Below are 17809 nucleotides of genomic sequence, written 5' to 3'. Positions count from 1 at the left end.
CCCTCACCCCTCGCAGGCTCGGGGTGAGCCTCCGGGCGGGGCCTTCCAGCCAAGACTCCACAGTGATCGTTCAGTAACGAAACCCCGGGAAAGGGGTCCACTCAGTGCTCGACGTCAACTTCTTCGACGAGCTCCGCATCGGTCTGGCCACCGGCGACGACATCCGCCAGTGGTCGCACGGTGAGGTGAAGAAGCCCGAGACCATCAACTACCGGACGCTGCGTCCGGAGAAGGACGGTCTCTTCTGCGAGAAGATCTTCGGTCCCACGAGGGACTGGGAGTGCTACTGCGGCAAGTACAAGCGCGTCCGGTTCAAGGGGATCATCTGCGAGCGCTGCGGCGTCGAGGTGACCCGTGCCAAGGTGCGGCGTGAGCGGATGGGCCACATCGAGCTGGCCGCGCCGGTCACCCACATCTGGTTCTTCAAGGGCGTCCCCTCGCGCCTGGGCTACCTGCTCGATCTGGCTCCCAAGGACCTCGAGAAGATCATCTACTTCGCGGCCTACCTGATCACCTCGGTCGACGACGAGACGCGCCACCGCGACCTCCCGACCATCGAGGCCGAGATCAGCGCGGAGAAGCACAACCTCGAGAGCCGCCGCGACGCCGACGTGGAGGCCCGCCAGCAGAAGCTGGAGGCCGACCTCGCCGAGCTCGAGGCCGAGGGCGCCAAGTCCGACGTCCGCCGCAAGGTGCGCGAGGGCGGCGAGCGCGAGATGCGTCAGCTGCGCGACCGCGCCCAGCGGGAGATCGACCGCCTCGAGGAGGTGCTCGACACCTTCCGCAAGCTCGAGGTCAAGCAGCTCATCGCCGACGAGGGCCTCTACCGCGAGCTGCGCGACCGCTTCGGTGAGTACTTCGAGGGCGGCATGGGTGCCGCGGCGCTGCAGAAGCTGCTCGCCGACTTCGACCTCGACGCCGAGGCCGCCTCGCTGCGCGAGACCATCCGCAGCGGCAAGGGCCAGCGCAAGCTGCGGGCCCTCAAGCGGCTCAAGGTCGTCGCGGCATTCCAGCAGACACGCAACTCGCCCATGGGCATGGTGCTCGACTGCGTCCCGGTCATCCCGCCGGACCTGCGCCCGATGGTGCAGCTCGACGGTGGCCGCTTCGCCACCAGCGACATGAACGACCTGTACCGCCGCGTGATCAACCGGAACAACCGGCTGAAGCGTCTGCTCGACCTCGGTGCCCCCGAGATCATCGTGAACAACGAGAAGCGGATGCTCCAGGAGTCCGTGGACGCGCTGTTCGACAACGGCCGTCGCGGCCGTCCGGTCACCGGCCCGGGCAACCGGCCCCTGAAGTCCCTGAGCGACCTGCTCAAGGGCAAGCAGGGCCGGTTCCGGCAGAACCTGCTGGGCAAGCGCGTCGACTACTCCGGCCGCTCGGTCATCGTCGTCGGCCCGCAACTGAAGCTGCACCAGTGCGGCCTGCCCAAGCAGATGGCGCTGGAGCTGTTCAAGCCGTTCGTCATGAAGCGGCTGGTTGACCTCAACCACGCGCAGAACATCAAGTCCGCCAAGCGGATGGTGGAGCGTGCGCGGCCGGTCGTCTGGGACGTGCTCGAGGAGGTCATCACGGAGCACCCGGTGCTGCTGAACCGGGCGCCGACGCTGCACCGCCTGGGCATCCAGGCCTTCGAGCCGCAGCTGGTCGAGGGCAAGGCCATCCAGATCCACCCGCTGGTGTGCACCGCGTTCAACGCGGACTTCGACGGTGACCAGATGGCGGTGCACCTGCCGCTGTCGGCCGAGGCCCAGGCCGAGGCCCGGATCCTGATGCTGTCTAGCAACAACATCCTGAGCCCGGCCGACGGTCGCCCGATCACCGCACCGACCCAGGACATGGTGCTGGGCCTGTACCACCTGACCACCCTGGTGCCCAGCCGGCACGAGGCCGACGGCGGTCAGCCGGCGGCCTACGGCTCGGCGGCCGAGGCCGTCATGGCCTTCGACAAGGGTGCGCTCGGGCTGCAGGAGCGGGCGTTCATCCGCCTCGACGAGGTCTTCGGCGTCGACAACGGCAAGGTCAACGAGCCGTGGCAGCAGCCGGAGGACTGGACCCCGGGTCAGCCGACGCTGGTGGAGACCAGCCTCGGCCGGGTGCTGTTCAACGAGGCACTGCCCGAGGACTACCGCTTCGTCAACTACCAGGTGCCGAAGAAGGAGCTCGGCGCGATCGTCAACGACCTCGCCGAGCGCTACCCCAAGGTGCAGGTCGCGGCCACGCTCGACGCCCTCAAGTCCGCCGGCTTCCGCTGGGCCACCCGTTCGGGCGTGACGATCGCCATCGACGACGTGGTTACCCCGCCGGCCAAGCAGGAGATCCTCGACCGGCACGAGACCGAGGCCCGGCAGATCGAGCGCCAGTACGAGCGCGGTGTCATCACGGACGCCGAGCGTCGTGGCGAGCTGATCGAGATCTGGACCCGCGCACGGGCCGAGGTCAGCCAGGCGATGGTGGACAACTTCCCGACCACCAACCCGGTCTGGGTCATGGTCAACTCGGGCGCCCGAGGCAACATGATGCAGATCAGCCAGATCGCCGGCATGCGCGGCCTGGTGGCCAACCCGAAGGGCGAGATCATCCCGCGGCCGATCAAGGCCAACTTCCGGGAGGGTCTGTCCGTGCTGGAGTACTTCATCTCCACGCACGGTGCCCGCAAGGGCCTGGCCGACACCGCGCTGCGCACTGCGGACTCCGGGTACCTCACCCGCCGGCTGGTCGACGTCTCGCAGGACGTCATCATCCGCGAGGAGGACTGCGGCACCGACCGCGGCGTGATCATGCCGATCGCCACCTCGGTGGACGGCGTGCTCACCCGTGACCCGCACGCGGAGACCAGCGTCTACGCCCGTGCCCTGGCCGCCGACGTGACGGCCGAGGACGGCACGCTGATCGCCCAGGCCGGTTCCGACCTCGGCGACGTGCTCATCCAGGCACTGGTCGAGGCAGGTGTCTCGGAGGTCAAGGTCCGCTGCGTCCTGACCTGCGAGTCGCTGCTCGGCACCTGCGCCACCTGCTACGGCCGGTCGCTCGCGACCGGCAAGCTGGTGGACGTCGGCGAGGCGGTCGGCATCATCGCCGCCCAGTCGATCGGTGAGCCCGGCACCCAGCTGACGATGCGCACCTTCCACACCGGCGGTGTGGCGGGTGAGGACATCACCCACGGTCTGCCGCGCGTGGTGGAGCTCTTCGAGGCCCGCGTCCCCAAGGGCAAGGCCCCGATCGCCGAGCTGGCCGGCACCGTCCGGATCGAGGACGGCGAGCAGTTCCGCAAGCTCACGATCACCCCGGACGACGGGTCCGACGAGGTCGTCTACGACAAGCTGTCGCGCCGGTCGCGGCTGCGGGTTGAGGACGGCGCCCACGTCGAGGTCGGCGAGCAGCTCACCGAGGGTGCGGTGGACCCGCACGAGGTGCTGCGGATCATGGGCCCGCGAGAGGTGCAGCTGCACCTGGTCCGCGAGGTCCAGGAGGTCTACCGCAGCCAGGGCGTGTCGATCCACGACAAGCACATCGAGGTGATCATCCGCCAGATGCTCAAGCGGGTGACCATCATCGACTCGGGCGCGACGGAGTTCCTGCCCGGTGCGCTGGTCGAGCGGACGCTGTTCGAGACCGAGAACCGCCGGGTCGTCGCGGAGGGCAACGAGCCGGCTTCGGCCCGCCCGGTGCTCATGGGCATCACCAAGGCCTCGCTCGCGACCGAGTCGTGGTTGTCGGCCGCCTCCTTCCAGGAGACGACCAAGGTGCTCACCGACGCCGCGATCCAGGGCAAGAGCGACAGCCTGCTCGGCCTCAAGGAGAACGTGATCATCGGGAAGCTGATCCCGGCCGGCACCGGCATCAGCCGCTACCGGAACATCACGGTCGAGCCGACCGAGGAGGCCCGGGCCGCCGTCTACACGATGGCCGGGTACGACGACGGGCAGTACTACAGCCCGGACGTCTTCGGTCAGGGCACCGGCGAGGCCGTGCGCTTGGAGGAGTACGACTGGCGGGGCTGATCCCCGGTAGTCCATGAGGAGGGCCCCGCAGGTCGACCGACCTGCGGGGCCCTCCGCTGTCCGGCGCCCCGATGATCAGCTGAGCTGATCATCCCGGTTCCGGGCTCAGCACCAGTTGTGAGCCCGGAACCGGGAGAGCGAGCCAGGACGGCGCCTCTCGTCGTGGTCGGCGCCCGTCCGTCACGTGACGGAACCGGCTGACCTCATCGGTCGGCGATCTCGCGCATGGTCTCGACCGTCCGGAGCCGGGCCTCCCGGCTGTCATCGAGGGGCTGCAGCATCAGGGTGGTCGCTCCGGCCTCGCGGAAGGCGGCGACCCGCTCGGCGACGTGGGACTCCGGACCGACCAGCGCGGTGGCCCGCACGAGCTCCTCGGGGACGGCGGCCGCCGCCTCGTCCTTCTTGCCGTCGAGGTAGAGGTCCTGGATGGTGCGGGCCTCGTCCTCGTAACCGTAGCGCCGGGCCAGGTCGTTGTAGAAGTTCTTCCCCCGCGCGCCCATGCCGCCGATGTAGAGCGCGAGCTGAGGGCGCACCTGGTCCAGCATCGACTCGACGTCGTCCCCGATGGCGACCGGGACGCCGACGACGATCTGCAGTTCCCCCAGAGCGGAGTCCCGCTTCGCCTTCCCGGCGGCCACCGACTCGCCCCAGACCGACGTGGCCTTCTCCGGCACGAAGAAGATCGGCTCCCAGGCCTCGGCGATCTCGGCGGCCAGCTCCACATTCTTGGGGCCGATGGCGGCCAGCATGACCGGGATCCGGTCCCGCACCGGGGTGTTGATGAGCTTGAGCGGCTTGCCGAGGCCGGTGCCCTGGTCCGGCGGCAGGGGGACCCGGTACTTCGGGCCGTCGTGGACCAGCCGCTCCCGGCGCCACACCTGGCGGCAGATCTCCACCACCTCGCGGGTGCGCTGCAGCGGCGCGTCGTACGGGACCCCGTGCCACCCCTCGATCACCTGGGGACCGGAGGCGCCCAGCCCGAGGGTGAAGCGGCCGTCGGACACGAAATCCAGGCCCGCGGCGGTCATCGCGGTCAGAGCCGGGGTCCGGCTGTAGATGGGGAAGATGCCGCTCATCAGCTCGACGCGCTCGGTGACCGCGGCCAGGTAGCCCAGCTGGCTCACCGCGTCGAAGGTGTAGACCTCCGCGACCGTCGCGAGGTCGAGCCCTGCGGACTCGAGGTCGCGGATCTCCGCGGCGGTGGCGCGGAACCCTCCGCTGTAACTGGCCTGGATGCCGATGCGCACGTCCACTCCTCAGGTCGGCGGCGCCACCGTCGGCGCCGCGCCGACCGTATCGGGGGACCCGATGGCCTGGACCTCAGAGGGGACGGACGACTCCGACGACCTCGGTGACCACGCGGACGCCGTCCACGTCTCGGGGCACTCGCTCGGCGGCGTGCGCGTCGGCCAGGTCGACCTTGACGACGTAACCGCTGTCCCGGCGGGCCAGGCCGACACCCACGACGCCCGGGTCGGCCGCCAGCCGATCGCGCAGCGCGCTCTTGGCGGCTCGGGCGGAGGTGCGGTCGGTCATGCACCCATGGTGCCCCCGATCAGGCCGTCGCGACAGAGCAAGGACCCCCCTGCCCCCCGCCACTCGCGAGTTCGCGGCGGGACCCCGCAGGGGGGCCACCCTGTCCTCCCCACCGCTCGCAGGCTCGCGGCGGTGCCCAGGACGGGGCCACTCGACCCTCGCAAGCTCGGGACGAGCCTCGGGACGGGGGCCATGGGCAGGACGTCCTTCTTCAGCCGGCGACCCACTGGAGGTCGAGGACGGACAGGACGGTCGCCAGGGGGTTGGCGAAGGTCACGCCGCCACCGTTGCGGCCCCCGGTGTCGCTGCCCGCGAAGAGCAGGCCCAGCGGAGCCCGGTCGGTGCTGCGCCAGATCACCGAGCCACTGTCGCCACCCGCACTGAACCCCCCGGCGACCCCGTCGATCTCGACCTGGTCGTCGAAGGTGTGGACCCCCCGGTCGTACTGCACGGCCACGCCGTCGACCTCCACGGCGCTGACCCGGCCGACCGTGTGCCCGGTGGTGCGGCCGACCTTCTCCACCCGCTCGTCGGGTTCCACGTCGTCCACCTGCAACGGTTCGACCCCCAGGGGACCTCCGGGCAACCGGCCCGGCTCCAGCGGCAGCTCGGCGTCGACCACCGCGACCGCGGCGTCCACCAGGTTGGCCCGGCCGTCGTCGGTGAACCGTTCGAAGGCCGCCAGCGTCCCCACCCGGTCGACCGCCGGGTCCCCGCCGTCGGTCGGGCCCGGCTGCAGCACCGGGTCGCCGACCGAGGCGGCGTCACCGGCCGCGAGCACGTGATTGTTCGAGAGCACCGCCAACCGGCCGCCGACGCGCACGAACCCCCCGAGCGTGCCGGCCGTCACCGTCGGATGGGCCACGGAGAGCCCCGGGACCAGCGGCCGGGTGCGCCGCTGCAGCTCGCCGGGGGTGGGGGAGGAGAGTGCACGGACGGTGCCGATGACCCGGACGTCGACCTCGTCGAGCACTACGTCGTCCAGGCCCGCCAGCAGCACGTCGGCGTCCTCCTTGGCCGCCAGGCGGATCGCCAGGTGCGCCCGGCCGGGCCCGACGGGGGCCAGTCCGAGGGCCGGGCGCGTCCACCGTCCCCCGCCGACGTCGCTGGCGCTGATCGGGCCGGCGGACCGATCCAGCCGTGCCGACAGATGAGCCTTGAGCTCGCGGGCGAGGTCGACGTGCACGAGTCCTCCGGTTGCGGTCGGTGGGCGTCCTGGCACCGACCGTAGGACCGGGGTCGGACATCCAGCGCAGTGTCCGACGGGCTGCCGGGGTGTCGACGGACGGCGGGACCCGTCTCGCCCTGCCGTCCGGTACGGTCGCCCCACCGTCGGCCCCGCGCCGGTCCGTCCACCCGGGAACAACCCGGGGTCCGGACGACGTTGACCGATGCATACCCCCGGCGGAACAGGGCTCGACTTCGCCCGCCGAGCTGTGGCGGACCCGGCTTTGACCGGTCTCCGGCACGCGGGTATCGTGGTCAGCCGTGCCCAGGGTGCCCTGGGCCTGCTCCCGTTCGTGGTGCGCCTGCCGGCAGGTGGTGGCGCCGAGTCGCGGGGGGCGACCGATCCGGTTCGAATCGCCGGCCGGTCCTGGAAAGGGCGACACGCCCGACCGCGGGGACCGGCGGTGGAGTGCGGCCGGAGTGAGGTACGGCCCCGGCAGGACCGGCACCCGGCACAGCAGAGCACCGTCCACAGCACGACCCAGCGCAGGTAGGAGATCCAGGCCACCCATGCCCACGATCAACCAGCTGGTCCGCAAGGGCCGCGAGGACAAGGTCGAGAAGACCAAGACCCCGGCGCTGAAGGGCTCCCCTCAGCGCCGTGGCGTGTGCACCCGCGTGTACACGACGACGCCGAAGAAGCCGAACTCGGCGCTGCGCAAGGTCGCTCGCGTCCGCCTCACCAGTGGCATCGAGGTGACCGCCTACATCCCGGGCGTCGGCCACAACCTGCAGGAGCACTCGATGGTGCTCGTGCGCGGCGGTCGCGTGAAGGATCTCCCTGGCGTGCGCTACAAGATCATCCGCGGCTCGCTCGACACCCAGGGTGTTCGCAACCGCAAGCAGGCTCGCAGCCGGTACGGCGCGAAGAAGGAGAAGAGCTGACATGCCGCGCAAGGGCCCCGCACCGCGCCGCCCGCTGGTCGCCGACCCGGTGTACCAGTCGCCGCTGGTGACCCAGCTGGTCAACAAGGTGCTCGTCGACGGCAAGCGCTCGGTCGCCGAGGCGATCGTCTACGGCGCCCTCGAGGGTTGCCGGGCCAAGACCGACACCGACCCGGTCGTCACGCTCAAGCGCGCGCTGGACAACGTCAAGCCGGCTCTCGAGGTCCGCAGCCGTCGCGTCGGTGGTGCGACCTACCAGGTGCCGGTCGAGGTCCGCGCCTCGCGCAGCACCACGCTCGGCCTGCGCTGGCTGATCCAGTACAGCCGGGCCCGTCGTGAGAAGACGATGACCGAGCGCCTGATGAACGAGCTGCTCGACGCGAGCAACGGTCTGGGCGCCGCGGTCAAGCGCCGTGAGGACACCCACAAGATGGCCGAGTCCAACAAGGCCTTCGCGCACTACCGCTGGTAAGTGCCCCTGCTGGCCGGCGCCAGCACCCGCGGCCGGCGGGCTGTCCGGGTCACCCCCGGACGACCCGCACGCGGACCCGAACCAAGAGGAGTCTCAGAATGGCCGACACCAAGGCCCAGCTCGCCAAGACCCGCAACATCGGGATCATGGCGCACATCGACGCCGGCAAGACCACGACGACCGAGCGCATCCTCTTCTACACCGGTATCAACTACAAGATCGGTGAGGTCCACGACGGCGCGGCCACGATGGACTGGATGGAGCAGGAGCAGGAGCGCGGCATCACCATCACGTCCGCCGCGACGAAGTGCTCCTGGAACGGCTACGACATCAACATCATCGACACCCCCGGGCACGTCGACTTCACCGTCGAGGTGGAGCGGTCCCTGCGGGTGCTCGACGGTGCGGTGGCCGTGTACGACGGCGTCGCCGGCGTGGAGCCGCAGACCGAGCAGGTCTGGCGGCAGGCGGAGAAGTACGGCGTCCCGCGCATGTGCTTCGTCAACAAGCTGGACCGCACCGGGGCGAACTTCTTCCGCTGCGTCGACATGATGGTCGAGCGGCTGGGCGCCAACCCGGCCGTGCTGCAGCTGCCCATCGGTGCCGAGGCCGACTTCATCGGTGTCGTCGACCTGGTCCAGATGCGTGCGCTGACCTGGCGCGGCGAGACGCAGATGGGTGAGGACTACTCGGTCGAGGAGATCCCGGCCGACCTGGCCGACCAGGCCGCCGAGTACCGCGAGAAGCTGCTGGAGACCGTCGCCGAGACCGACGACGCCTTCATGGAGGCGTATCTCGGCGGTGAGGACATCTCCGTCGAGATGCTGAAGGCCGCGATCCGCAAGGCGACCATCGCCGCGCAGGTCAACCCCGTGCTCACCGGGACGGCGTTCAAGAACAAGGGTGTCCAGCCGCTGCTCGACGCGGTCACCGACTACCTGCCCAGCCCGCTGGACATCGAGGCGATCGTCGGCACCGCTCTCGACGGCGAGACCGAGGTCCTGCGGCACGCCGACGAAGACGAGCCGTTCTCGGCGCTGGCCTTCAAGATCCAGACCGACCAGCACCTGGGCAAGCTGACCTACGTCCGCGTGTACTCAGGCCGGTTGTCCTCCGGGTCCCCGGTGCTCAACAGCACCAAGGACCGCAAGGAGCGGGTCGGCAAGATCTACCAGATGCACGCGAACAAGCGCGAGGAGCGCGAGGGCGTGGGCGCCGGTCAGATCGTCGCGGTCGTCGGCCTGAAGCAGACCACCACGGGTGACACGCTCTGCGACCCGCAGAACCCGGTGATCCTCGAGTCGATGACCTTTCCGGCGCCGGTCATCTCGGTGGCGATCGAGCCGAAGACCAAGAGCGACCAGGAGAAGCTCGGCACGGCCATCCAGAAGCTGGCCGAGGAGGACCCGACCTTCCAGGTCCGCCTCGACGACGAGACCGGCCAGACGGTCATCTCGGGCATGGGCGAATTGCACCTGGAGATCCTCGTCGACCGCATGCGGCGCGAGTTCAAGGTCGAGGCCAACGTCGGCAAGCCGCAGGTCGCGTACCGCGAGACCATCCGCAAGGCGGTCGAGAAGTACGACTACACCCACAAGAAGCAGACCGGTGGGTCCGGCCAGTTCGCGAAGGTCCAGGTGACCCTGGAGCCGCTCGAGATCAGTGGCGACTCGGCGACCTACGAGTTCGAGAACGCCGTCACCGGTGGTCGCATCCCGAAGGAGTACATCCCCTCGGTCGACCAGGGAATCCAGGACGCCATGCAGTACGGCATCCTCGCCGGCTACCCGGTCGTGGGTGTCAAGGCCTCGCTCATCGACGGCCAGTACCACGAGGTCGACTCCTCGGAGATGGCCTTCAAGATCGCCGGCTCGATGGTCTTCAAGGAGGCCGCGCGCAAGGCCAGCCCGGCCCTGCTCGAGCCGATGATGGCCGTCGAGGTCGTCACGCCCGAGGATTACATGGGTGACGTCATCGGCGACCTGAACTCCCGGCGCGGGACGATCCAGGCGATGGAGGAGCGCTCCGGCGCCCGCGTCGTCCGGGCCCTGGTCCCGCTCTCGGAGATGTTCGGCTACGTGGGCGACCTGCGCAGCCGCACCCAGGGGCGGGCGAGCTACACCATGGTGTTCGACTCGTACGCCGAGGTCCCGCAGAACGTCGCCAAGGAGATCATCGCGAAGGCGACGGGCGAGTGAGCATCGTAGGGAGCGCCAGCGACCGAGGAGCGGAGCGAGCCCGGAGCCGAGCCATGGACATCGCGAAGGCGACGGGCGAGTGAGCATCGTAGGGAGCGCCAGCGACCGAGGAGCGGAGCGAGCCCGGAGCCGAGCCATGGACATCGCGAAGGCGACGGGAGAGTGAGCATCGCAGGGCCGTCCACGGCCCGAGGCGCGGAGCGATCCCGGAGCCGAGTCATGGACATCGCCGAGGCGACCGGCGAGTGACCCGTCCGGGCGGGGTACCCCCCGCCCGGACCCCCAGCAAGCCCACCCCAGAGTTCGCGCACGACTGCGACACCACGAGGAGAGGAACCCAGTGGCCAAGGCCAAGTTCGAGCGGACCAAGCCGCACGTCAACATCGGCACCATCGGGCACATCGACCACGGCAAGACCACGCTGACCGCGGCGATCACCAAGGTGCTGCACGACAAGTACCCGGACCTCAACGAGGCGTCGGCCTTCGACCAGATCGACAAGGCGCCCGAGGAGAAGGCCCGCGGCATCACGATCTCGATCGCGCACGTCGAGTACCAGACCGAGAACCGGCACTACGCGCACGTCGACTGCCCCGGTCACGCCGACTACATCAAGAACATGATCACCGGCGCGGCGCAGATGGACGGCGCCATCCTGGTGGTCGCCGCGACCGACGGCCCGATGCCGCAGACCAAGGAACACGTCCTCCTGGCCCGCCAGGTCGGCGTCCCCTACATCGTCGTGGCGCTCAACAAGGCCGACATGGTCGACGACGAGGAGATCCTCGAGCTCGTCGAGCTGGAGGTCCGCGAGCTGCTCAGCGAGTACGAGTTCCCGGGCGACGACGTCCCCGTGGTCCGCGTCTCGGCGCTCAAGGCGCTCGAGGGCGACGCCGAGTGGGGCGACAAGCTCATGGAGCTGATGAACGCGGTCGACACCGCCATCCCCGAGCCGCAGCGTGAGGTCGACAAGCCCTTCCTCATGCCGGTCGAGGACGTCTTCACCATCACCGGTCGCGGCACCGTCGTCACCGGTCGCGTGGAGCGCGGCATCGTCAAGGTGAACGAGGAGGTCGAGATCGTCGGCATCCGCCCGTCCTCGACCAAGACCACCGTCACCGGCGTCGAGATGTTCCGCAAGCTGCTCGACCAGGGCCAGGCCGGCGACAACGTCGGCCTGCTGCTGCGCGGCATCAAGCGCGAGGACGTCGAGCGCGGTCAGGTCGTCGTGAAGCCGGGTTCGATCACCCCGCACACGAACTTCGAGGGCTCGGTCTACATCCTCTCGAAGGACGAGGGTGGCCGTCACACGCCCTTCTTCAACAACTACCGTCCGCAGTTCTACTTCCGGACCACGGACGTCACGGGCGTCGTGACCCTGCCGGCGGGCACCGAGATGGTCATGCCGGGCGACAACACCGAGATGACGGTCGAGCTCATCCAGCCGATCGCCATGGAGGAGGGCCTGCGGTTCGCCATCCGTGAGGGTGGCCGTACCGTCGGCGCCGGCCGCGTCACCAAGATCGTCAAGTAGCACCCCCGACGGGCGGCGGTGCACCCTGCACCGCCGCCCGTCCTCGGGCGGCCGTGCCTGTGTGCATCGCCGCCCGTCCCGCTGGGGCCTGACCGGATGACGGTTCGGACCACCGGCGTTCCCCAGCGACAAACAGACACCCGATCGGCAGGAGCAGAAGACAGCGATGGCGGGACAGAAGATCCGCATCCGGCTGAAGGCCTACGACCACGAGGCGATCGACGCCTCGGCGCGGCGCATCGTCGACACGGTGACCAAGACCGGTGCGCGCGTCGTCGGCCCGGTGCCGCTGCCGACGGAGAAGAACGTGTACTGCGTCATCCGCTCGCCGCACAAGTACAAGGACTCGCGCGAGCACTTCGAGATGCGCACGCACAAGCGCCTCATCGACATCCTCGACCCGACGCCGAAGACGGTCGACGCGCTCATGCGCATCGACCTGCCGGCCTCGGTCGACGTCAACATCCAGTAAGGGGGAGTCATGGCGAGTACGTTCCGTGGTCTCCTCGGCGAGAAGCTGGGCATGACCCAGGTCTTCGACGAGAACAACCGCATCGTGCCGGTGACCGTCGTCAAGGCGGGCCCGTGTGTGGTGACCCAGGTGCGCACCCCCGAGGCCGACGGCTACTCCGCCGTCCAGCTCGGGTTCGGCGAGATCGACCCGCGCAAGGTGAACAAGCCCGAGGGCGGGCACTTCGCCAAGGCAGGCGTGACGCCGCGGCGCCACCTGGTCGAGCTGCGCACCGCAGACGCCTCGAACTTCACGGTCGGCCAGGAGTTGACCGCCGAGGTCTTCGACGGCGTGGCCAAGGTCGACGTCATCGGCACCAGCAAGGGCAAGGGCACGGCCGGTGTCATGAAGCGGCACGGCTTCCACGGTCTGGGCGCCGCGCACGGCACCCAGCGCAAGCACCGGTCGCCCGGGTCCATCGGCGGGGCCTCGACCCCCGGCCGCGTCTTCAAGGGCCTGCGCATGGCCGGCCGCATGGGCGCGGTCAAGACGACGACCCTCTCGCTCAACGTCCACAAGGTGGACACCGAGCGCGGGCTGCTGCTGATCAAGGGTGCGATCCCCGGCCCTAAGGGTGGGCTCGTGCTCGTCCGCTCGGCCGTCAAGGGTGGCCCCGTGGGGAGTGAGAACCAGTGACCGTCACCTCATCGACGGGGACCGTCGACGGCGGACCGACCCAGACCCGGACCGACCGTCAGGTCGACGTCCGGACCCCGGCAGGGGAGACCTCCGGCAGCGTGACGCTGCCCGGCCATCTCTTCGACGCGTCGGCCAACGTCTCCCTCATGCACCAGGTCGTGGTGGCCCAGCTGGCCGCCGCCCGCCAGGGCACGCACGCGACGAAGACGCGGGGCCAGGTCAGCGGCGGTGGCGCGAAGCCCTACCGCCAGAAGGGCACCGGCCGCGCGCGGCAGGGCTCGACCCGCGCACCGCAGTTTGAGGGCGGCGGCACGGTGCACGGCCCGCAGCCGCGTGACTACTCGCAGAAGACGCCGAAGAAGATGAAGGCCGCCGCCCTGCGGGGTGCCCTCTCCGACCGGGCCCGTGAGAACCGGGTGCACGTGGTCTCCACCTTCGTCGACGGGGACGCCCCGAGGACCAAGGCGGCGCTGGCCACCCTGCAGTCGGTCACCCAAGCCAAGCGGGTGCTGGTCGTCCTCGACCGGGACGACGTCCTCAACTGGGTGAGCCTGCGCAACCTGCCGCAGGTGCACCTGCTCGAGGCCGGCCAGCTCAACACCTACGACGTCCTGGTCGCCGACGAGGTGATCTTCACCGAGGCCGCGCTCAGCGAGTTCGTCGCCGGGCCGGCCACCGGCAAGGGCCGCGACACCGACCTGCCGGACGTCTCCACGCACGAGACGCCGGGCGGACTGCCGTCGATCGCCCCCGCCGAGGGTCAGGGCACCGTCGAGACCGCCGCTGCGCCGGACCCGCAGGGCACCCCGCGCACGCCCGGCCGCACGGTGCCCGCCGCCGACGTGACCACGTCCAGCGAGGCCGCGCGGGCCGAGGTGCCGGCCGACGAGACCACCGAGGAGCAGGCATGAGCGTCCGCGACCCCCGGGACGTGGTGCTGTCCCCGGTCATCTCGGAGAAGAGCTACGGGCTGCTGGACGAGAACCAGTACACCTTCGTCGTCCTGCCCGAGGCGAACAAGACGCAGATCAAGATCGCAGTCGAGCAGATCTTCAACGTGAAGGTCGTCGGCGTGAACACGGTCAACCGCCAGGGCAAGCGGAAGCGCAGCCGGGGCAACAGGCTCGGCAAGCGCAAGGACACCAAGCGCGCCATCGTCTCGCTGGCGCCCGGCGACCGCATCGAGATCTTCGGTGGTCCCGGCGCCTGAGCGCCCGGACCGTTCGGACCAGAGATAGAGGACTCCAGTCAGATGGCTATCCGCAAGTACAAGCCGACGACGCCGGGCCGCCGCGGTTCCAGCGTCGCCGACTTTGCTGAGGTCACCCGCGACCATCCCGAGAAGTCGCTGGTCCGGCCGCTGCACGGTCGCGGTGGGCGCAACGTCCACGGCAAGGTCACGGCGCGGCACCAGGGCGGCGGACACAAGCGCGCCTACCGGGTGATCGACTTCCGCCGGGCCGACAAGGACGGCGTGCCGGCCAAGGTCGCGCACATCGAGTACGACCCGAACCGGACCTCGCGCATCGCGCTGCTGCACTTCGCCGACGGCGAGAAGCGCTACATCATCGCGCCGGCGCGGCTCAAGCAGGGCGACACGGTGGAGTGCGGTCCCTCGGCCGACATCAAACCGGGCAACAACCTGCCGCTGCGGAACATCCCGGTCGGCACCGTGGTTCACGCCATCGAGCTCCGTCCCGGTGGCGGCGCCAAGATCGCCCGATCGGCGGGAACCAGCGTCCAGCTGGTGGCCCGCGAGGGGCGCCTGGCGCAGCTGCGGATGCCGTCGGGCGAGATCCGCAACGTCGACGTGCGCTGCCGCGCGACCGTCGGCGAGGTGGGCAACGCCGAACAGTCCAACATCAACTGGGGCAAGGCCGGCCGGATGCGGTGGAAGGGCAAGCGCCCGACCGTCCGTGGTGTCGCCATGAACCCGGTGGATCACCCGCACGGTGGTGGTGAGGGCAAGACCTCCGGTGGTCGTCACCCGGTGAACCCGAAGGGCAAGCCGGAAGGCCGCACGCGCAAGCGCAAGGCCAGTGACGCCCTGATCGTGCGCCGCCGGCGCACCAACAAAAAGCGCTGAGCGGGTAGAGGAGTCCGACACAGATGCCACGCAGCCTGAAGAAGGGCCCGTTCGTCGACGACCACCTGCTCAAGAAGGTGGACGCGCAGAACGACAAGGGCACCAAGACCGTCATCCGCACCTGGTCGCGGCGCTCGACGATCATTCCCGACATGCTCGGGCACACGATCGCCGTGCACGACGGCCGCAAGCACGTCCCGGTCTTCGTGACCGAGGCGATGGTCGGGCACAAGCTCGGCGAGTTCGCGCCCACGCGCACCTTCCGTGGGCACGTCAAGGACGACCGCCGGTCGCGGCGCGGCTGACGGGCGAGGGGACGAGACAGAAGATGACTTCCCAGTTGGGTGAGGAGACGCGCAGCGCCCGGGCCACCGCCCGGTTCGTCCGCGTCACCCCCATGAAGGCACGCCGGGTGGTGGACCTGGTCCGCTACCTGCCGACCGACGAGGCTCTGGCCCTGCTGCGCTACGCGCCGCAGGCCGCCAGCGAGCCGGTCCTGAAGGTGGTCGCGAGCGCGGTCGCCAACGCCGAGCACAACCTGCGGCTCGACCCGGACGCGCTGGTCGTCAGCGCCGCTTACGTCGACGAGGGCCCGACCCTGAAGCGGATCCGTCCGCGCGCCCAGGGCCGCGCCTACCGCATCAACAAGCGGACCTGCCACATCACCGTCGAGGTCGCGGAGGTCTCCTCCAACACCGAGCTCGCCGGGAAGTCGCGCACGGCCCGCCGCCGCACCGGCCAGTCCGGCCCGGCTCCGCAGCACGTGTCAGGGCAGCAGCAGAGCAGCAACACGAGGGGAGGGACCCGCTAGTGGGTCAGAAGGTCAACCCGCACGGGTTCCGCCTGGGTATCACCACCGACTACAAGTCCCGGTGGTACGCCGACAAGCTGTACAAGGACTACGTCAAGGAAGACGTGGCCATCCGCAAGCTCATGAGCAAGGGGATGGAGCGGGCCGGCATCTCCAAGGTGGAGATCGAGCGCACCCGTGACCGTGTCCGCGTCGACATCCACACCGCCCGGCCGGGCATCGTCATCGGCCGTCGCGGCGCGGAGGCCGACCGCATCCGTGGCGAGCTGGAGAAGCTCACCGGCAAGCAGGTGCAGCTCAACATCCTCGAGGTGAAGAACCCCGAGGCCGACGCGCAGCTGGTCGCCCAAGGCGTCGCCGAGCAGCTCTCCAGCCGGGTCAGCTTTCGCCGTGCCATGCGCAAGGCCATGCAGTCGGCCCAGCGCAGCCCGCAGGTCAAGGGCATCCGGGTGCAGTGCTCGGGTCGTCTGGGCGGCACCGAGATGAGCCGGTCGGAGTTCTACCGCGAGGGCCGGGTGCCGCTGCACACCCTTCGGGCGAACATCGACTACGGCATCTACGAGGCCCGGACGACCTTCGGCCGGATCGGCGTGAAGGTCTGGATCTACAAGGGCGACGTCAGCGGCTCGCGTGCCGAGCGGGAGGCCCTCGAGGCCCTCGCCGCCCGTCAGCAGCGCCGTGAGCGAGCCCAGCGTCCGCGTCGCTCGGGCTCTTCCGGCACCACCGCCGGCGGGACCGAGGCCGGCCGCGCCGCCGCCGAGTCCTCGACCGGCCCGGCCGTGGACACCACCGACAGCGCGGTGGCCGTGACCTCCGGCGAGGTCGCCGCCGAGCAGACCGTCGCCGAGGCCGCAGGCCCCGAGGCCACGGCAGCCGCGGAGGCCGCTGCTCCGACCCAACCCGCCCAGAACACGGAGGGCTGACACGTGCTGATCCCACGGCGCGTCAAGCACCGCAAGCAGCACCACCCGAGCCGTTCGGGTCGTGCCAAGGGCGGGACCGAGATCAACTTCGGCGAGTACGCCATCCAGGCCCTCGAGCCGGCGTACGTGACCAACCGGCAGATCGAGTCCGCCCGTATCGCCATGACCCGCCACATCCGCCGTGGCGGGAAGGTCTGGATCTCCATCTACCCGGACCGCCCGCTCACCAAGAAGCCGGCCGAGACCCGGATGGGTTCCGGTAAGGGGTCGCCGGAGTGGTGGGTGGCGAACGTCAAGCCCGGGCGGATCATGTTCGAGCTCTCGGGCGTGGCCGAGCCGGTGGCCCGCGAGGCGATGCGCCGCGCGATCCACAAGCTCCCGATGAAGTGCCGCTTCATCACTCGTGAAGGAGAGGTGTGATGGCCGCCGGTCTGACCGCTCCCGAGCTGCGTGAGCTCTCCGCCGAGGAGCTCGCCACGCGGCTGCGCGAGTCGAAGGAAGAACTGTTCAACCTGCGGTTCCAGGTGGCCACCGGCCAGCTGGACAACAACCGGCGGCTGCAGACCGTCCGCCGCGACATCGCCCGGATCTACACGATCATGCGCGAACGCGAGCTGGGCCTCTCGGTCGCCCCGAACGAGGGTGTGGCATGAGCGAGCCCCAGTCGGCCGTTCCTGAGACGGCGCAGACCAACACCGCGACCGCGTCGGGCCCCGGCCTGGCCGGCCGTGGCTACCGCAAGGTCCGCGAGGGCCTCGTCGTCAGCGACAAGATGGACAAGACCATCGTCGTCGAGGTCGAGGACCGCGTGAAGCACGGCCTCTACGGCAAGGTCATCCGTCGCACCAGCAAGCTGAAGGCCCACGACGAGCAGCAGGTCGCCGGCATCGGGGACCGCGTGCAGATCATGGAGACCCGGCCGCTGTCGGCCACCAAGCGGTGGCGGCTGGTCGAGGTCCTCGAGAAGGCCAAGTAGG

At 69.9% G+C, this 17809-nt stretch carries 18 protein-coding genes and 1 pseudogene; 16 read left to right on the top strand and 3 right to left on the bottom strand.

Annotated features, from left to right (window positions below; translation table 11 throughout):
* The first annotated feature begins 104 nt into the window (after window positions 1–104).
* Entirely contained in the window at window positions 105–4010 is a 3906-nt protein-coding gene (locus E4P41_RS06295; RefSeq protein ID WP_135140055.1) for a DNA-directed RNA polymerase subunit beta', read from the top strand.
* A 203-nt stretch (window positions 4011–4213) separates the two neighbouring features.
* Here E4P41_RS06295 and E4P41_RS06290 read toward each other — a convergent pair whose 3' ends face one another.
* The 3 genes from E4P41_RS06290 to E4P41_RS06280 all read right to left on the bottom strand — a co-directional run bounded on the left by E4P41_RS06290 (window position 4214) and on the right by E4P41_RS06280 (window position 6732).
* Window positions 4214–5257, bottom strand: coding sequence for an LLM class F420-dependent oxidoreductase (locus E4P41_RS06290; RefSeq protein ID WP_135140054.1), 1044 nt, complete (start codon window positions 5255–5257; stop codon window positions 4214–4216).
* A 73-nt stretch (window positions 5258–5330) separates the two neighbouring features.
* A complete protein-coding gene (locus E4P41_RS06285) occupies window positions 5331–5546 on the bottom strand; it encodes a hypothetical protein (protein WP_135140053.1) in 216 nt (71 codons plus the stop codon).
* A 211-nt stretch (window positions 5547–5757) separates the two neighbouring features.
* Window positions 5758–6732, bottom strand: a complete 975-nt coding sequence (locus E4P41_RS06280; RefSeq protein WP_135140052.1) for a hypothetical protein — start codon at window positions 6730–6732, stop codon at window positions 5758–5760.
* 551 nt (window positions 6733–7283) lie between these two features.
* Between E4P41_RS06280 and rpsL the strand changes: the two genes are divergently transcribed.
* From rpsL to rpsQ, 15 genes and pseudogenes are all read left to right on the top strand, one after another.
* Complete coding sequence (gene rpsL / locus E4P41_RS06275; RefSeq protein WP_012950487.1) at window positions 7284–7658, top strand: 30S ribosomal protein S12; 375 nt, start codon at window positions 7284–7286, stop codon at window positions 7656–7658.
* 1 nt (window position 7659) lies between these two features.
* Entirely contained in the window at window positions 7660–8130 is a 471-nt protein-coding gene (gene rpsG, locus E4P41_RS06270) for a 30S ribosomal protein S7 (protein WP_091213426.1), read from the top strand.
* A 98-nt stretch (window positions 8131–8228) separates the two neighbouring features.
* Complete coding sequence (gene fusA / locus E4P41_RS06265) at window positions 8229–10328, top strand: elongation factor G (RefSeq protein ID WP_135140051.1); 2100 nt, start codon at window positions 8229–8231, stop codon at window positions 10326–10328.
* Between the two features lie 340 nt (window positions 10329–10668).
* Complete coding sequence (gene tuf / locus E4P41_RS06255) at window positions 10669–11862, top strand: elongation factor Tu (protein ID WP_135140050.1); 1194 nt, start codon at window positions 10669–10671, stop codon at window positions 11860–11862.
* Window positions 11863–12028: 166 nt separating this feature from the next.
* A complete protein-coding gene (gene rpsJ, locus E4P41_RS06250; RefSeq protein WP_014742859.1) occupies window positions 12029–12334 on the top strand; it encodes a 30S ribosomal protein S10 in 306 nt (101 codons plus the stop codon).
* Between the two features lie 9 nt (window positions 12335–12343).
* Entirely contained in the window at window positions 12344–13009 is a 666-nt protein-coding gene (gene rplC, locus E4P41_RS06245) for a 50S ribosomal protein L3 (protein ID WP_135140049.1), read from the top strand.
* The gene (rplD, locus tag E4P41_RS06240; RefSeq protein WP_135140048.1) at window positions 13006–13923 is read left to right on the top strand and encodes a 50S ribosomal protein L4; all 918 of its coding nucleotides are present in this window, start codon (window positions 13006–13008) and stop codon (window positions 13921–13923) included. The genes rplC and rplD overlap by 4 nt, the downstream gene beginning before the upstream one ends.
* Entirely contained in the window at window positions 13920–14222 is a 303-nt protein-coding gene (gene rplW, locus E4P41_RS06235) for a 50S ribosomal protein L23 (RefSeq protein WP_135140047.1), read from the top strand. Before rplD ends, rplW begins: the two co-directional genes overlap by 4 nt.
* Window positions 14223–14264: 42 nt before the next feature.
* On the top strand, window positions 14265–15098 hold the full coding sequence (gene rplB / locus E4P41_RS06230) for a 50S ribosomal protein L2 (RefSeq protein ID WP_091213410.1): 834 nt from the start codon (window positions 14265–14267) through the stop codon (window positions 15096–15098).
* A 23-nt stretch (window positions 15099–15121) separates the two neighbouring features.
* Complete coding sequence (rpsS, locus tag E4P41_RS06225) at window positions 15122–15403, top strand: 30S ribosomal protein S19 (RefSeq protein ID WP_135140046.1); 282 nt, start codon at window positions 15122–15124, stop codon at window positions 15401–15403.
* Window positions 15404–15426: 23 nt separating this feature from the next.
* Window positions 15427–15777, top strand: a pseudogene (rplV, locus tag E4P41_RS06220) (50S ribosomal protein L22); the annotation flags it as partial.
* Window positions 15778–15908: 131 nt separating this feature from the next.
* Entirely contained in the window at window positions 15909–16832 is a 924-nt protein-coding gene (gene rpsC / locus E4P41_RS06215) for a 30S ribosomal protein S3 (RefSeq protein ID WP_135140044.1), read from the top strand.
* Window positions 16833–16835: 3 nt separating this feature from the next.
* Window positions 16836–17252: a 50S ribosomal protein L16 gene (rplP, locus tag E4P41_RS06210; protein WP_012950475.1), complete on the top strand. Its 417-nt coding sequence runs from the start codon at window positions 16836–16838 to the stop codon at window positions 17250–17252.
* Window positions 17252–17485, top strand: a complete 234-nt coding sequence (gene rpmC, locus E4P41_RS06205) for a 50S ribosomal protein L29 (RefSeq protein WP_072919070.1) — start codon at window positions 17252–17254, stop codon at window positions 17483–17485. The genes rplP and rpmC overlap by 1 nt, the downstream gene beginning before the upstream one ends.
* On the top strand, window positions 17482–17808 hold the full coding sequence (gene rpsQ, locus E4P41_RS06200) for a 30S ribosomal protein S17 (RefSeq protein WP_135140043.1): 327 nt from the start codon (window positions 17482–17484) through the stop codon (window positions 17806–17808). Before rpmC ends, rpsQ begins: the two co-directional genes overlap by 4 nt.
* The last annotated feature ends 1 nt before the right edge of the window (window position 17809 follow it).

Origin of the sequence: Geodermatophilus sp. DF01-2 (genome assembly GCF_004571065.1) — a bacterium.
In the GTDB taxonomy this organism is placed as follows: Bacteria; Actinomycetota; Actinomycetes; order Mycobacteriales; family Geodermatophilaceae; genus Geodermatophilus.
This window is presented reverse-complemented; position numbering and strand designations above follow the sequence as displayed.

Bases quoted from the DNA above. Each gene is read 5' to 3' on its own strand.
- E4P41_RS06285 (WP_135140053.1), bottom strand. From the start codon at position 5,546: ATGACCGACCGCACCTCCGCCCGAGCCGCCAAGAGCGCGCTGCGCGAT.
- rpsL (WP_012950487.1), top strand. From the start codon at position 7,284: ATGCCCACGATCAACCAGCTGGTCCGCAAGGGCCGCGAGGACAAGGTC.
- rpsG (WP_091213426.1), top strand. From the start codon at position 7,660: ATGCCGCGCAAGGGCCCCGCACCGCGCCGCCCGCTGGTCGCCGACCCG.
- fusA (WP_135140051.1), top strand. From the start codon at position 8,229: ATGGCCGACACCAAGGCCCAGCTCGCCAAGACCCGCAACATCGGGATC.
- rpsJ (WP_014742859.1), top strand. From the start codon at position 12,029: ATGGCGGGACAGAAGATCCGCATCCGGCTGAAGGCCTACGACCACGAG.
- rplC (WP_135140049.1), top strand. From the start codon at position 12,344: ATGGCGAGTACGTTCCGTGGTCTCCTCGGCGAGAAGCTGGGCATGACC.
- rplW (WP_135140047.1), top strand. From the start codon at position 13,920: ATGAGCGTCCGCGACCCCCGGGACGTGGTGCTGTCCCCGGTCATCTCG.
- rplB (WP_091213410.1), top strand. From the start codon at position 14,265: ATGGCTATCCGCAAGTACAAGCCGACGACGCCGGGCCGCCGCGGTTCC.
- rpsS (WP_135140046.1), top strand. From the start codon at position 15,122: ATGCCACGCAGCCTGAAGAAGGGCCCGTTCGTCGACGACCACCTGCTC.
- rpmC (WP_072919070.1), top strand. From the start codon at position 17,252: ATGGCCGCCGGTCTGACCGCTCCCGAGCTGCGTGAGCTCTCCGCCGAG.
- rpsQ (WP_135140043.1), top strand. From the start codon at position 17,482: ATGAGCGAGCCCCAGTCGGCCGTTCCTGAGACGGCGCAGACCAACACC.